Origin of the sequence: Zemynaea arenosa (assembly GCF_004614185.1) — a bacterium.
Lineage (GTDB): Bacteria > Pseudomonadota > Gammaproteobacteria > Burkholderiales > Burkholderiaceae_D > Telluria > Telluria arenosa.
The window spans coordinates 43,688-57,018 of the sequence record NZ_SPVF01000274.1 but is presented as its reverse complement, the minus strand read 5'-3'; the positions used below and the strand labels follow the sequence as shown (position 1 = coordinate 57,018).

General features: G+C 66.4%; 15 protein-coding genes. 8 read left to right on the top strand and 7 right to left on the bottom strand.

Going from position 1 to position 13,331, the window contains the following annotated elements; translation table 11 throughout:
• Together E4L96_RS23160 and E4L96_RS23155 are read left to right on the top strand one after the other, a co-directional pair.
• Nucleotides 1-1,359 (top strand): MFS transporter (locus tag E4L96_RS23160; RefSeq protein WP_370660763.1); only part of this gene is annotated, 1,359 nt, incomplete at its 5' end.
• On the top strand, nt 1,328-2,173 hold the full coding sequence (locus tag E4L96_RS23155; protein WP_135209580.1) for a fumarylacetoacetate hydrolase family protein: 846 nt from the start codon (nt 1,328-1,330) through the stop codon (nt 2,171-2,173). The genes E4L96_RS23160 and E4L96_RS23155, both read left to right, overlap by 32 nt.
• Here E4L96_RS23155 and E4L96_RS23150 read toward each other — a convergent pair.
• Nucleotides 2,158-3,492 (bottom strand): aspartate aminotransferase family protein, encoded by a 1,335-nt coding sequence (locus E4L96_RS23150; RefSeq protein ID WP_135209579.1) that lies wholly within the window; start codon nt 3,490-3,492, stop codon nt 2,158-2,160. The two genes, E4L96_RS23155 and E4L96_RS23150, sit on opposite strands and share 16 nt — an antisense overlap.
• A gap of 180 nt (nt 3,493-3,672) precedes the next feature.
• Between E4L96_RS23150 and E4L96_RS23145 the strand changes: the two genes are divergently transcribed.
• Entirely contained in the window at nt 3,673-4,161 is a 489-nt protein-coding gene (locus E4L96_RS23145) for a GyrI-like domain-containing protein (protein WP_135209578.1), read from the top strand.
• Between the two features lie 68 nt (nt 4,162-4,229).
• Nucleotides 4,230-4,787, top strand: a complete 558-nt coding sequence (locus tag E4L96_RS23140) for a carboxymuconolactone decarboxylase family protein (RefSeq protein WP_135209577.1) — start codon at nt 4,230-4,232, stop codon at nt 4,785-4,787.
• Here the strand turns inward: E4L96_RS23140 and E4L96_RS23135 are convergent, their stop codons facing one another.
• From E4L96_RS23135 to yjgA, 3 genes are read right to left on the bottom strand one after another with little or no spacing between them, the layout of a single operon-like run.
• Nucleotides 4,788-5,456, bottom strand: coding sequence for an alpha/beta hydrolase (locus tag E4L96_RS23135; protein WP_135209576.1), 669 nt, complete (start codon nt 5,454-5,456; stop codon nt 4,788-4,790).
• Nucleotides 5,453-6,055 carry a molybdopterin adenylyltransferase gene (gene mog / locus E4L96_RS23130; RefSeq protein ID WP_135209575.1) on the bottom strand — a complete coding sequence of 201 codons (603 nt, stop codon included), beginning with the start codon at nt 6,053-6,055 and terminating at the stop codon, nt 5,453-5,455. Before mog ends, E4L96_RS23135 begins: the two co-directional genes overlap by 4 nt.
• Nucleotides 6,048-6,656, bottom strand: a complete 609-nt coding sequence (yjgA, locus tag E4L96_RS23125; RefSeq protein WP_135209574.1) for a ribosome biogenesis factor YjgA — start codon at nt 6,654-6,656, stop codon at nt 6,048-6,050. Before yjgA ends, mog begins: the two co-directional genes overlap by 8 nt.
• 90 nt (nt 6,657-6,746) lie before the next feature.
• Between yjgA and pmbA the strand changes: the two genes are divergently transcribed.
• Nucleotides 6,747-8,099 (top strand): metalloprotease PmbA, encoded by a 1,353-nt coding sequence (gene pmbA / locus E4L96_RS23120; protein ID WP_135209573.1) that lies wholly within the window; start codon nt 6,747-6,749, stop codon nt 8,097-8,099.
• Between the two features lie 96 nt (nt 8,100-8,195).
• Here the strand turns inward: pmbA and E4L96_RS23115 are convergent, their stop codons facing one another.
• From E4L96_RS23115 to paaX, 3 genes are all read right to left on the bottom strand, one after another.
• Complete coding sequence (locus E4L96_RS23115) at nt 8,196-8,804, bottom strand: OmpW/AlkL family protein (RefSeq protein ID WP_181017639.1); 609 nt, start codon at nt 8,802-8,804, stop codon at nt 8,196-8,198.
• A 135-nt stretch (nt 8,805-8,939) separates the two neighbouring features.
• Nucleotides 8,940-10,070: a M14 family metallopeptidase gene (locus E4L96_RS23110; protein WP_135209572.1), complete on the bottom strand. Its 1,131-nt coding sequence runs from the start codon at nt 10,068-10,070 to the stop codon at nt 8,940-8,942.
• Nucleotides 10,071-10,233: 163 nt separating this feature from the next.
• Nucleotides 10,234-11,160 (bottom strand): phenylacetic acid degradation operon negative regulatory protein PaaX, encoded by a 927-nt coding sequence (paaX, locus tag E4L96_RS23105; protein ID WP_135209571.1) that lies wholly within the window; start codon nt 11,158-11,160, stop codon nt 10,234-10,236.
• Nucleotides 11,161-11,285: 125 nt separating this feature from the next.
• Here paaX and paaA point away from each other — a divergent pair, with 125 nt between their 5' ends.
• From paaA to paaC, 3 genes are read left to right on the top strand one after another with little or no spacing between them, the layout of a single operon-like run.
• Nucleotides 11,286-12,275: a 1,2-phenylacetyl-CoA epoxidase subunit PaaA gene (gene paaA / locus E4L96_RS23100; protein WP_135209570.1), complete on the top strand. Its 990-nt coding sequence runs from the start codon at nt 11,286-11,288 to the stop codon at nt 12,273-12,275.
• A gap of 12 nt (nt 12,276-12,287) precedes the next feature.
• Nucleotides 12,288-12,572, top strand: a complete 285-nt coding sequence (paaB, locus tag E4L96_RS23095) for a 1,2-phenylacetyl-CoA epoxidase subunit PaaB (RefSeq protein ID WP_135209569.1) — start codon at nt 12,288-12,290, stop codon at nt 12,570-12,572.
• 2 nt (nt 12,573-12,574) lie between these two features.
• The gene (gene paaC / locus E4L96_RS23090; RefSeq protein WP_135209568.1) at nt 12,575-13,327 is read left to right on the top strand and encodes a 1,2-phenylacetyl-CoA epoxidase subunit PaaC; all 753 of its coding nucleotides are present in this window, start codon (nt 12,575-12,577) and stop codon (nt 13,325-13,327) included.
• Nucleotides 13,328-13,331 lie beyond the last annotated feature (4 nt).

Genomic DNA, 13,331 nt, shown 5'->3' with positions numbered 1-13,331 from the left:
CTGCCCGGCGCCGGTGGGGCGCCGGCACCGGAGTCCCCCGCGCTGCCGGCCACCGAAGCGGCGCTGGTGCCGGAGCCTCCCGCAGCCGCCGCACCGGCGGTTGCGCCGAACGGGATGGAACCTGCCGCCATCCTGGTCTGCGTGTTCCTGCCTTACGCGCTGGGCCACTTCTTGTCCTCCCTGCTGCGCAACGTGAACGCCGTGCTCGCGCCGCAGTTCATGCAGGCCCTCCACCTCACGCCCGCGCAACTCGGGATGCTGACCAGCGCCTTCTTCTTCGCCTTCGCGCTGGCCCAGCTCCCGGTCGGCCTGGCCCTGGACCGCTACGGCCCGCGCAAGGTGCAGGCCTCGCTGCTGCTGCTGGCCGCCAGCGGCGTGGTGATGTTTGCGTTCGGCCGTACCTTTGGCATGCTGGTGGCCGCGCGCTTCCTGGTCGGCCTGGGCCTGGGCGGCTCCTTCATGGCGGGCGTGAAGGCATTGTCCGCCGTTGTCACGCCCGCGCGGCTGCCATCCGTGAACGGCTACCTGATCGCGGTCGGCGGCATCGGTGCCGCCGCCTCCACCATGCCGGTGCGGATGGTGGTCGACCATATCGGCTGGCGCTGGATGTTCCTGGCGCTGGCGGTCGGCGTTTTGGCCACGGCGCTGCTGGTCTGGGTGCTCGCGCCGCGCAGCGAGAAGCGCGATGCGCGCATGGATGGATCGTCGCTGCTGGCCGTCTACCGCCATCCCGCTTTCCGCCGCACCATCTCGCTGGTGCTGGTCCCGCACGCGGTGTTCTTCGGCATCCAGGGCATGTGGATCGGCCGCTGGCTCAGCGACGTGGCGCACTTCTCGGAAGGTGCGGTGGCCTACCTGCTGTACCTCTCGATGGCCTCCGTGATCTTTGGCGCCATCGCGGTCGGCATGATCACCGAGCACGCGGGCAAGCGGGGCATCAAGCCGCTCAACGTAGCGGCGGCGGGGATCGCGTTGTTCCTGCTGGTACAGCTGGCCATCGTGGCGGACTACCCGCCGGTGTACCAAAGCCTGTCGGTGTTGTTCACGCTGGTCGGCACCATCACTGGCATCGAGTACGCGCTGGTGGCGCAAAGCATGCCGAAGGAGCTGACCGGGCGCGCGGCCACCTGCCTCAATCTCCTGATCTTCGTGCTGGCCTTCCTGGTGCAGGCGGGTTTCGGCCTGGTGCTGTCGCTGTGGCCTGCGGACGCGCACGGCCACTATCCCGCCATCGCCTACCGCGTCGCTTTCGCCGTCTTGATCAGTGTGCAGTTGCCGGGCCTTGTAAAATGCGCGCTCCAATTCAAGCATGCACGCAAGGCCCATCATGAGACTGCTCCGCTACGGCCGGCCGGGTAAAGAGAAACCCGGCCTGCTGGACGAGGAGGGGCGCATCCGCGACCTCTCCTCCGTCATTCCCGATATCGACCCGTCGCAATTGAGCCCGAAGGCGCTGCGCGCGCTGGCGAAGATCGATCCGGACTCGCTGCCGAAAGTGCGCGGCACCCCGCGCATCGGCGTTCCCGTGAACGGCATCCGCAAGTTCATCGGCATCGGCCTGAATTACGCGGATCACGCGGCCGAGTCGAACCTGCCGGTGCCCACGGAGCCGATCATCTTCATGAAGGCGATCAGCTGCCTTTCGGGGCCGGACGATCCGATCATCCTGCCACCGGGCTCCAAGAAGACCGACTGGGAAGTGGAGCTGGGCGTGGTGATCGGCACGCGCGCGCAGTACGTGTCCGAAGCGGATGCGCTGAAGTACGTGGCCGGCTACTGCGTGGTCAACGACATCTCGGAGCGCAATTTCCAGCTCGAACGTGGCAGCCAGTGGGACAAGGGCAAGGGCTGCGACACCTTCGGCCCCGTGGGCCCGTGGCTGGTAACGCCGGACCTGATCTATGACGAGCAGGACCTCGACCTGTACCTGGACCTGAACGGCAAGCGGATGCAGACCGGGAACACGCGCACCATGGTGTTCACGGTGGCGCAGCTGGTCAGCTACGTCTCGCAGTTCATGACGCTGGAACCCGGCGACCTGATTGCCACCGGCACGCCCCCCGGCGTTGGCATGGCGCGCAAGCGCTACCTCAAGCCGGGCGACCAGCTCCGTCTCGGCATCCCGGGCCTGGGCGAGCAGCAGCAGGAAGTGGTGGCCTACAAACGCACCTGAGCCAGCGCCGCCCGCAGCGCATCGGCGAGCCGGGTGACGATGTCTCCCAGTTCGCCGTCCGATACGATGAAGGGCGGGGCAAGCAGCACATGGTCGCCCCGTTCGCCGTCGATGGTCCCGCCCATCGGATACACGATCAGCCCCCGTTCGAAGGCCGCCACCTTGACCGCCGCGTGCAGCTTGCACGCGGCCGGGAAGGGGCGGCGGCTGATGCGGTCCTCCACCAGCTCCAGTCCCAGGAACAGCCCGCGCCCGCGGATGTCGCCCACGTGCGGATGGCTGCCGAAGGCCTCGCGCAACAGTGCGCGCAGGGTGGCGCCGCGCGCCTTCACCACGTCCAGCAGCTTGTCCCGCTCGATGATCTTCTGCACCGCCAGCGCGGCCGCCGCGGCGCATGGGTGCCCGATGTAGGTGTGTCCGTGCTGGAAGATGCCGCTGCCCGCGCGGATGGCCTGCGCGATGTACTTGCGCGCCAGGACCGCGCCGATCGGCTGGTAGCCCGCGCCGAGGCCCTTGGCCACGGTGACGATGTCCGGCACCACGCCATCCTGCTCGATGGCGTACAGGGTGCCGCAGCGGCCCATCCCGCACATGACTTCATCGGCGATAAACAGGATCCCGTATTTGTCACACAGCGCCCGCACGCCGCGGAAGTAGCCGGGCGTAGGCGGCACCGCGCCCAGCGTGGCGCCGACCACCGGCTCGGCCACGAAGCCGATCAGCGTTTCCGGCCCGGCCCTCACTATGGCCTGCTCCAGTTCATCCAGCAGCACAGTGGTGTACTGGTCGCGGGTCTGCGTCTCGGGGCGGTTGCGGTACTCGTAGCATTCCGCGACGCGCACCACGTCCATCAGCAGCGGTGCGAAGGCCTTGCGGCGCAGCTCATTGCCGCCCACCGCCAGTGCGCCCAGCGTATTCCCGTGGTAGCTCTGGCGGCGTGCGATAAAGCGGCCGCGCTGTGGCTGGCCGGTCTCCACGAAGTACTGGCGCGCCAGCTTGAGCGCCGTCTCCATCGCCTCCGACCCGCCCGAACACAAATACACCTCGCTCTCGCCGCCCGGCGCGTTGAAGGCCAGGCGCATGGCCAGTTCCTCGGCCACCTCGGTGGTAAAGAACGCGGTGTGCGCGTAGGCCACTTTGTCCAGCTGCGCGTGCACTGCCGCCAGCACCTCCGGGTGCCCATGCCCCAGCGAGGACACGGCCGCGCCGCCGCTGGCATCGAGGTAGCGGCGGCCCGCGCTGTCCGTGATCGAAAGGCCGCTGGCACCGACTGCGGTGACGGGCGTCTGGCGGAGGTGCCGGTGCATGATAGAGGTCATGTGGTCTTTCCTGAGGGAAGTTGTGAAAGCTCAACGTATCGCGCCCGGCGCGCACAGGTTTTGATCCACGCTTAAAAGCGTGTGAGTATTTGTGCGCAGGGCTTGCGCAAGCGCGATCAAATACAACGGATTTGGTGGCGCTAAGCTGCGCACATCGACACATCGACAAAGGAGACGCTCATGGACACGACTTCCAACGCCGCCCAGCCGGGCACCCCGCGCATCGTCGAGGGCCGCGCCATGCGGCTGGCCGGCCTGCGCGAGCGCATGCCCAACAACAGCCCGGAGAGCATCCCGCCGATGTGGCAGCGCTTCGCGCCCTACATCGGCACCCTGGCGGCGCAGCAGGGGCGGGACTGCTACGGCGTCGTGATCAACGGCGGGCCGGGGCAAGAGATGAACTACATGTGCGCGGTCGAGGTCTCGACCTTCAATGGCCTGCCCGGCATGCTGCAGCAGCTGGAGTTGGCGCCGCAGCGCTACGCGGTGTTCCGGCACGAGGGCCACGTCTCCGGCGTCACGCAGACGTGGAACGCCATCGTGCACGTGTGGCTGCCCAATTCCGGGGCGCGGCCCGCCGAGGCGCCGTGGGTCGAGCACTATGGCGCGGATTTCGATCCGCAGACGGGCTTCGGGACCATCGAACTGATGGTCCCTGTGAACGGCTGAGCTGCAGCCCCGCGCACACTTGATTGGCGCGATTGACGCATTAACGCCACGGTCGTAAGGTGCCGCTTATGAGCTCCCATGACCGCCTCCCGCCCATCCCCGACCGCCGCCTCACCAGCGCCCAGCGCGAGGCCGCGCAAGCCGTCATCGACGGTCCGCGCGGCGCGCTGGTCGGGCCTTTCGTCCCGCTCCTGCGCAGCCCCGAGCTGATGGAGCACGCGCAGCGCATGGGCGAGTACCTGCGCTTTCGCAGCGCCATCGGCACGCGTCTGTCGGAGCTGGTGATCCTGCTGGTGGCGCGCGAGTGGGACCAGCAGGTGGAGTGGGCCATCCACGCGCCGATCGCGCTGGAGGCGGGCGTGCCGCAAGAAGTGATCGATGCGGTGGCGCGCTGGGAGCGGCCCGCGCGATTGCAGGACGACGAAGTCGCCGTGTACGACTTCAGCCTCGAACTGGTGGTCAACAAAAAGGTGCAGGACGACACCTGGAACCGCGCGCTGGCGCTGTTCGGCGAGCAGGGCGTCATGGACCTGATGGCCCTGAACGGTTACTACACCCTGCTGGCGATGGTAATGAACGGCGCGCAGACGCCGGCGCCGGAGTCCAGCGCCGCGCCGCTGCCTTGATCAGCTGAGCGTCTTCTTCAGCCAGGCCGAGAGGTCGGCCACTTCTTCCGCGCACACCGAGTGCTGCATCGGGTACTCGTGCCACTCGATCTGGTAGCCCAGCTGCTGCAGCAGGTCACGCGACTGGGTGCCGCGCACGTAGGGCACCACGGGGTCCATGCGGCCGTGGGCCATGAAGATCGGGGTGCCGGTGCTCTCCACGGTGCGCTCGGCGGCGGCCACCGTGTGCAGCGGCAGGTAGCCGGACATGCAGATCATCCCCGCCAGCTGTTCCGGATGCCGCAGGCCCGCCTGCAGCGTCATCGCGCAGCCTTGCGAGAAGCCAGCCAGGATGATGCGCGCGGCCGGAATGCCGCGCGCCTTCTCATGCGCGATGAAGGCTTCCACCAGCTTTTGCGAAGAGCGCAGGCCCCCTTCGTCTTCCTGACGAATGAGCTCCGTGCCGAGGATGTCGTACCACGCGCGCATCACGTAGCCGCCGTTGATCGTCACCGGCATCGTGGGCGCATGCGGGAACAGGAAGCGGATGCCGGGCAGGCCCGCCAGGTCCAGCTCCTGCACGATGGGCACGAAGTCGTTGCCGTCCGCGCCCAGGCCGTGCAGCCAGATCACCGAGATCTCGGGATTTGGCCTGGTTTCGATTTCGATGTGGTCCAGCAGATTGCTCATGATTGTCCTTGGGGGCGAACCGCATTCTTGGGGCGCCAGGCAGCGCATACGGCGGGATCGGTCTCCATGTACGGGCCCCCGATCAGGTCGATGCAGTAGGGGACGGCCGCGAACACGCCGTTCACCACCACCTTGCCGTCGGAATCCTTGAGGCCTTCCAGCGTTTCCTTGATAGCCTTGGGCTGGCCGGGCAGGTTCATGATGAGGGCCGCGTGCGTGGGCGTTTCGCGGATCACGGCCACCTGGCGCGAGAGGATCGCCGTGGGGACGAACTTCAGGCTCACCTGGCGCATCTGCTCACCGAAGCCCGGCATCTCCTTGGTGCCCACGGCCAGCGTGGCCTCCGGGGTGACATCGCGCCGCGCCGGGCCGGTGCCGCCGGTGGTCAGCACCAGGTGGCACTGGGCGCCGTCCACCAGCTCGATCAGCGTGGCCTCGATGGCGGAGCGCTCATCGGGAATCAGACGGGTCTCGATGCGGTAGGACGTGGTCAACGCGGTGGACAGCCAGTCCTGCAGGGCGGGGATGCCCTTGTCCTCGTACACGCCGCCGCTGGCGCGGTCCGAGATCGAGACCAGCCCGATCACCAGCTCACTCATCGCTGTCCTCGTCGTCGTCCTCGTCGAGGTCTTCCTCGTCATCGGAGGCCGCAGCGGCAGCCGGTGCGGCCAGCCCTTTCAACAGCTGGAAGATCTCGCGGTAGGCCTTGGGCGGCTTGTTCTCCGCCTGCTCCTTGCGCGCGTTGCGGATCAGGGTGCGCAGCTGCTGCACGTCCAGCTCCGGGTGCTCTTCCATCAGCTGGGTCAGGGCCTTGTCATCCGCGAGCAGGCGTTCGCGCTTGCGCTCGATCGCGTGCAGGGCCGCCGTTTCGGCTTTCGACGCGCCGCGCCAGCCTTCGATGGTGCGGCGGATCGCGTCGACTTCTTCCGGTTCCAGGTCGCGCATCTTCTTGCCCACGAACTGGAGCTGGCGCCGGCGGCCGCCGTGGTCCTTGATGCCCTGGCAGGTGAGGATGGCGTCGCGCAGGTCGTCCGGCATCGGCACGCGCTTGACGCGGTCGCGCGGGCTCTCCACCAGTTCTTCGCCGAGCTTCTGCAGCTCGGTCATCTGGCGCTTCATTTCGGACTTGGAAGGACGTTCGTACTCCTGCTCGAACTCGGACGACTGGAAGCCGACGGAGCCGCGGTTTGGATTTGGCATGGCTGGGAATCCGATTGAAGAGGGGCAATCGGTCAAAATTGGTCAACGGCTGCTATGATACCCGCTTTACAAGACCGCCGACAGACGACAATGACCGACTCCGTTTTCAGCCTGACCCAGGACCAGCTCAGGGGCTATGCGCAGGACGTGCTGGCCTATGCGCGCGAGAAGGGCGCCAGCGACGCCGCCGTCGAGATCAGCGAGGGCAGCGGGCTGTCGGTGTCGGTCCGCAAGGGCAACATCGAGACCATTGAGCAGAACAAGGACAAGGGGCTGGGCGTGACGGTCTACCTGGGCCAGAAGCGCGGCAACGCCAGCACCTCGGACTTCTCGGCCGCCTCGCTGCGCGCCACCGTGGACGCGGCCTACAACATTGCCCGCTTCACCGCGGAGGACGACTGCGCCGGCCTGGCCGATGCCGACATGCTGGAGATGAATCCGCGCGACCTGCAGCTGTTCTACCCTTGGGCCATGAGCACCGAGGAGGCGGTGGCATTCGCCAAGCGCGCCGAGGACGCGGCCTTCGCGGTCGACAAGCGCATCACCAACAGCGAGGGCGCCAGCCTGCACCTGCAGCAGTCGCACTTCGTCTCGGCCAACTCGCGCGGCTTCGTGGGCGGCTATCCGTTCTCGCGCCACACGCTGTCGGTGGCGCCGATCGCGGGCCGTGGCAACCATATGCAGCGCGACGACTGGTACACCTCCGTGCGCGATCCCAAGCGCATGGCGCAGCCGGAAGACGTGGGCCGCTACGCCGCCCAGCGCGCGCTGGCCCGCCTGCACGCGCGCAAGCTCGATACGCGCACCTGCCCGGTGCTGTTCGAGGCGCCGCTGGCCGCCGGCCTGCTGGGCGCCTTCGTGCAGGCCACGTCGGGCGGCTCGCTGTACCGCAAGTCGAGCTTTCTGCTCGATTCGCTGGGCAAGCGGGTGTTCCCGGAACATATCCAGATCGTCGAGGACCCGCACATTGTCGGCGGCGTCGGTTCGGCGGCGTTTGATGAAGAAGGCGTGCGCACCGTGCGGCGCGACGTCGTCAAGGATGGCGTGGTGCAGGGCTACTTCCTGTCCTCGTACTCGGCGCGCAAGCTGGGCATGAAGACCACCGGGAATGCGGGCGGCTCGCATAACCTGACCATGCAGTCCACGCTGACGGCGGCCGAAGACACTTTCGAGGGCATGCTGCGCAAGATGGGCACCGGCCTGCTGGTCACGGAGCTGATGGGGCAGGGCACCAATTACGTCACCGGGGACTATTCGCGCGGCGCGGCGGGTTACTGGGTCGAGAACGGCGTGATCCAGTATCCGGTGGAAGAGATCACCATTGCCGGGAACATGAAGACCATGTTCGAGCAGATTGCCGCCATCGGCAACGACACCCTGATCCGCGGGAACAAGGAAACCGGCTCGATCCTCATCGAGAGCATGGTCGTCGCGGGCAGCTAAGCTTACTGGCCAAAAAAACGGCGGAGCCGAAACTCCGCCGCGAAGAAGCCTCCGTTATGGAGACGGTGAGGAAGCAATAAATCCGTACTACGAACTTCAGAAGCGGTAACCCACGCCCACGCCGAACAGCACCGGATCCACCTTGACCGCGCTGGCCTTGGCGCCGGAGATGGTCACGTCCGAGCGGATCTGCACCTTCTTCACGTCCACGTTGATGGACCAGTTCTTATCCAGCTTGAAGTCCACGCCGGCTTGCAGCGCAAAGCCGAAGGAATCCTTTTCCAATCCACCTTTCCCGCCCAGCAGGTTCACGCTGGAGATGCGGGTGTAGTTGACGCCCGCGCCCAGGTACGGGTCGATGCCGGTGCCCGGCGCGAAGTGGTACTGCGCGGTCAGCGTCGGCGGCAGATGCTTGAAGCTGCCGATTTCCGCGCCGTCCAGGTACACCGAGTGCTTCTGCGGGTAGGTCAGGATCAGTTCCGCGGCGATGTTCGGGGTGAGGAAGTACGAGATGTCGACTTCCGGGATGGTCTTGCTGGCCACGGTGATGCGGTCCGCCGCGCCCGTGCCGCCCACTGCATCCGATTTGTCCGCGGGCGAGATGTTCACGGCGCGGGCGCGCACCAGCCAGGGCGATTCCTGTGCGGCGGCGATGTTCGAAACGAGACCAGTGGCGGCGGCCAGAACTGCGATCAATGCTTTCATGATGTCCTTCATCGTTTTGTTGTTGGTACACGATGAAGTCTATTGATGCAGCGCAATCGTTTCCTTGCTCTAGATCAAAAACACGAGCCTGGAGCCGTGGTGCGGCCTTTGCACGCCGCACCACTCGGACCGCGCTTATGCGGCGCGGATCGCCTGCAGGATCGGCTGCAGCACCGCGGCGCCGAGGCGCGCACTGCGGGCGCCGTTCCAGCCAGTCTCCGGATCGGGGTCGTTGGCGTTGTCCTTGAAGGGCAGCTCCAGCGTCAGCGACAGGCACCCAAATGCGTGGGTGATGTGCGGAGAACCCATGGTCAGCACTTCGTCCGTGTACGGCGACTCGGGGTAGCCGTGTTCGACCTGGAAGTCCGGGCTGGCGATCATGAAGGCCTGCTCGAAGGCCTTCTCCTGCGCCGCCTGTTCGGCGGTGAAGGTGGGCAGGGCGCCGCTGCCCGCCGTGAACACGTAGGGCAGGCCCTCGTCGCCGTGCACGTCCAGGAACAGGTCGCAGCCGGTTTCCTTCATCTTGTGTTTGACGAGGTAGACCTCGGGGCTGCGCTCCATGGTCGGCGTGTTCCACTCGCGGTTCAGGTTCGCGCCGGCGGCATTGGTGCGCAGGTTGCCGCGCACGGAGCCGTCCGGGTTCATGTTGGGCACCACGTAGAACACCGCTTCCTTCAGCAGCTGGCGGCCGAACGGGTCGGCCGGGTCGAGCAGCGCATCGAGCATGCCTTCCACGAACCACTCGGCCATCGTCTCGCCGGGGTGCTGGCGGGCGATGACCCACACTTTCTTGCGCGCGCTTTCGGCATCGCCGATCACCAGCATGTTGAAGTCGCGGCCATCGAGAGTCGAGCCCAGGTCCAGCATGCGCACATGCTCGGACAGCTGCGCGCGGTCCAGCAGCTCCAGGTGGCGCTCCCACGTGTAGGGCTCGAAATAGGCGTAGTAGATGCTGTCGGCTTCCGGCGTGTGTGAGATGGTCATCACGCTGCCGTCGAAGGTGGTCGGCGCGCGGAACCAGTGCACGCGGTCGTAGCTGGCCATGGCGTTGTAGCCTTCCCAGCCCGCCGGGTAGGCCGCCTGGCCCGCGTTCAGGAAGCGGATGGTGCAGGCCTCGTTGGCCGCGCCCTGCAGGCGGAAGTAGAACCACTGGGTGATGTCCGCGGCGTTGTCCTTGCGGATGTTCAGGTCGATGGCGCTGGCGCTTGTGGCGCTGACGACATCGATGGCGCCAGCATCGAACTGGCTGCTGATCTTGATGGGCATGGTGTGTCCGATTGTCCGTTGATTGAATGAGCGGCAAGAGCGAGATTCTATCGCGTTTGGCAATGCTTCAGCTCGAAGCCAGCCGAGGCCGGTGGCCTACCCTCGACTCTCCGGGGGGCACCGCGTGCGCATTGCGCGCTACGTGGCGCCAGTCGGGCAAGTGTCAGCGCAAGCCGCCGAAGCGGTCGTAGAAGCTGGCGGAAGCCGTGGGGGTGGCCGGGTCTTCGTCGCGCATGAGCTGGAGGACGTTGTCGTCCGCTGCGCCGAACGTATGGCGGTAGATGGCGCGCGCCAGCTCGTAGGCCTGGGCGCCGGGCCACGGGGACGGCAGCAGCTCCACCGGCAGCATCGGATCGTGCAGCTGCACGCGGCGGTAGGCGTGGACCAGCAGGGTGCGGATCACGAAGGCTTCTTCGGCCTCCAGGGCCGCGCCCTTGTCGAGCAGCGCCCGCAGCGGCGCGAAGGTCTCGATGAAATGGTCATACCCCGCCATCACACCTGAAAGATCCCAGCCATCGCGCACCAGGTCCCGCAGCGGCCGCGTGGACACTTGCGGCATCTCGCCCGCGGTGACGGCCAGCAGCTTGCCCTTCAAGCCTGCCCGGCCAATGATCTCCTCCAGCACCTCGGCCTGCCCCGCGGGATGCCCCAGCACTCCGGGCGCAACCAGCGCATAGCCCTCCCACAGCAGCTCCTTGCGCACCTGCGCGCGCGCCGGCGCCGGAATGTCCGCCGCGCCTGCGATCAGCAGGGTCCAGCGCCCATCCCAATGGGTCTCAAGCGGCGAATAGATGCGGTGATTGGCGCGCTCGAAGCGCGGTTGCGCATCGGCGTCGATGGCGTACGCGCTGCGCCGCCCATCGCGGCTCGCCGCCAGCCAGCCTTCCTGCGCCAGCCGGAACACGCTGGTGCGCACCAGCCGGTCCGACAGCCCGAACGGCGCGGCCAGCCGGATCAGGGACCCCAGCCACACCTGCCCGCCGTGCGGCACCACGGCATCGCCAAAAATGGTCATCACCAGCGACTTCGAACGCGGCGGTTCGCTCGCCAGGAAGTGGGCAATCCATTCGTGTGTGGTGAGGCGCTTCATGGCGGCCAAGTGTAGCACGCCGATCTGATACACAGCCATAATCTGATTCAATATTTTTGTGTACTTCTCCAAATCTGTATCGTATTATGTGAGCCGATACGGAGAACCAGCAGAGGAGACCTGCCATGTACGCACAGATGGTCGACACCGGCCTCAAGACCGTCCGCACGGACGACAACATGAGCGAGCAGGAACGCGAGTTCCAGGCCCGCATCGACGCCGGCGTCAAGATCGAGCCCAAGGACTGGATGCCCGAGGCCTACCGCAAGACGCTGATCCGCCAGATCTCGCAGCACGCGCACAGCGAGATCGTGGGCCAGCTCCCGGAGGGCAACTGGGTCACGCGCGCGCCTACGCTCAAGCGCAAGTCCATCCTGCTGGCCAAGATCCAGGACGAAGCCGGCCATGGCCTGTACCTGTACAGCGCCGCCGAAACGCTGGGCGTCTCGCGCGACGAGCTGCTGGACGCCCTCCACAGCGGCAAGGCCAAGTACTCCAGCATCTTCAACTACCCGACTTTGAGCTGGGCCGACATGGGCGCCATCGGCTGGCTGGTGGACGGCTCGGCCATCATCAACCAGATCCCGCTGTGCCGCTGCTCGTACGGCCCGTACTCGCGCGCCATGATCCGCGTCTGCAAGGAAGAGTCCTTCCACGCGCGCCAGGGCTACGACATCATGCTGGCGCTGTGCCGCGGCACGCCGGAACAGAAGCAGATGGCGCAGGATGCGCTGAACCGCTGGTGGTGGCCGTCCCTGATGATGTTCGGCCCCTCGGATGCGGACTCGGTCAACAGCGCGCAGTCCAGCAAGTGGCGCATCAAGCTGTTCTCCAACGACGAGCTGCGCCAGCGCATGGTCGACCAGACCGTGCCCCAGGCCGAATTCCTCGGCCTCACGCTGCCCGACCCGGACCTCAAGTGGAACGCGGAGCGCGGCCACTACGACTTCGGCGAAATCGACTGGAGCGAATTCCACAACGTCCTGAAGGGCAATGGCCCCTGCAACAAGGAGCGCCTGCGCACCCGCGTCAAGGCCTGGGACGATGGTGAATGGTTCCGCGACGCGATGGTGGCCTACGCGGATAAACAAGCGGCGCGCAAGTCCGCTGCATAACGGAGAATCGCAATGAGCAAAGAATGGCCCCTGTGGGAAGTGTTCATCCGCAGCCAGCATGGCCTGGCGCACAAGCACGTCGGCAGCCTGCACGCATCGGACGCCGAAATGGCGATCAATAACGCGCGCGACGTCTACACCCGCCGCAACGAAGGCGTCTCGATCTGGGTGGTGAAGGCCGCCGACATCGTCGCGTCGAGCCCCGGCGACAAGGCGCCGCTGTTCGAGCCGTCCAACAGCAAAGTGTACCGCCACCCCACCTTCTTCCCGATGCCGGAAGAAGTCAAGAATCTCTGATCATGGACGCGAAGTTCGAATACCTCCTGCGCCAGGGCGACAACGCACTGGTCCTGTCGCAGCAGCTCTCCAAATGGTGCGGCAAGGGTCCGGCGCTGGAAGAAGACATGGCCTTGACCAACGTCGCGCTGGACTTGCTCGGCCAGACCCGCATGTGGCTGACCTACGCCGCCGAACTGGAAGGGAAGGGGCGCGACGAAGACGCACTGGCCTTCCTGCGCGACGCGCACGACTTCCGCAACTGCCACCTGGTCGAACAGCCGAACGGGAACTACGCCGACACCACGCTGCGCCAGTTCTACTTCGACACCTGGCACTACTTCCTGATGCAGGGGCTCCTGAAGTCGAGCGACCTGCGCATCGCCGAAATCGCCGAGAAGTCGGTGAAGGAAGTGACCTACCACCTGCGCCGCTCCGGTGACCTGGTGGTGCGCCTGGGCGACGGCACCGCGGAATCGCACGCGAAAGCGCAGGCCGCCGCCAACGAACTGTGGCCGTTCACCGGCGAGATGTTCGCCTACGACGCCGTCGACAACGCGATGGTGGAGCAGGGCGTGGCACCGAAGTCCGAAGACCTGCGCGCCGCCTTCCTGCACCATGTGGCCGAGATCTTCGAGGAGGCCACTTTGACGATGCCAGCGCCGGACGCCTGGATGCACAGCGGCGGCAAGACCGGCTGCCACACCGAGCACCTGGGCTACATCCTGGCTGAGATGCAGTTCCTGCAGCGCGCCTACCCCGGCGCGGAGTGGTGATCGC

Coding starts and splice junctions, on each gene's coding strand:
- E4L96_RS23155 (WP_135209580.1), top strand. CDS start 1,328: ATGAGACTGCTCCGCTACGGCCGGCCGGGTAAAGAGAAACCCGGCCTG.
- E4L96_RS23150 (WP_135209579.1), bottom strand. CDS start 3,492: ATGACCTCTATCATGCACCGGCACCTCCGCCAGACGCCCGTCACCGCA.
- E4L96_RS23145 (WP_135209578.1), top strand. CDS start 3,673: ATGGACACGACTTCCAACGCCGCCCAGCCGGGCACCCCGCGCATCGTC.
- E4L96_RS23140 (WP_135209577.1), top strand. CDS start 4,230: ATGAGCTCCCATGACCGCCTCCCGCCCATCCCCGACCGCCGCCTCACC.
- E4L96_RS23135 (WP_135209576.1), bottom strand. CDS start 5,456: ATGAGCAATCTGCTGGACCACATCGAAATCGAAACCAGGCCAAATCCC.
- mog (WP_135209575.1), bottom strand. CDS start 6,055: ATGAGTGAGCTGGTGATCGGGCTGGTCTCGATCTCGGACCGCGCCAGC.
- yjgA (WP_135209574.1), bottom strand. CDS start 6,656: ATGCCAAATCCAAACCGCGGCTCCGTCGGCTTCCAGTCGTCCGAGTTC.
- pmbA (WP_135209573.1), top strand. CDS start 6,747: ATGACCGACTCCGTTTTCAGCCTGACCCAGGACCAGCTCAGGGGCTAT.
- E4L96_RS23115 (WP_181017639.1), bottom strand. CDS start 8,804: ATGAAAGCATTGATCGCAGTTCTGGCCGCCGCCACTGGTCTCGTTTCG.
- E4L96_RS23110 (WP_135209572.1), bottom strand. CDS start 10,070: ATGCCCATCAAGATCAGCAGCCAGTTCGATGCTGGCGCCATCGATGTC.
- paaX (WP_135209571.1), bottom strand. CDS start 11,160: ATGAAGCGCCTCACCACACACGAATGGATTGCCCACTTCCTGGCGAGC.
- paaA (WP_135209570.1), top strand. CDS start 11,286: ATGTACGCACAGATGGTCGACACCGGCCTCAAGACCGTCCGCACGGAC.
- paaB (WP_135209569.1), top strand. CDS start 12,288: ATGAGCAAAGAATGGCCCCTGTGGGAAGTGTTCATCCGCAGCCAGCAT.
- paaC (WP_135209568.1), top strand. CDS start 12,575: ATGGACGCGAAGTTCGAATACCTCCTGCGCCAGGGCGACAACGCACTG.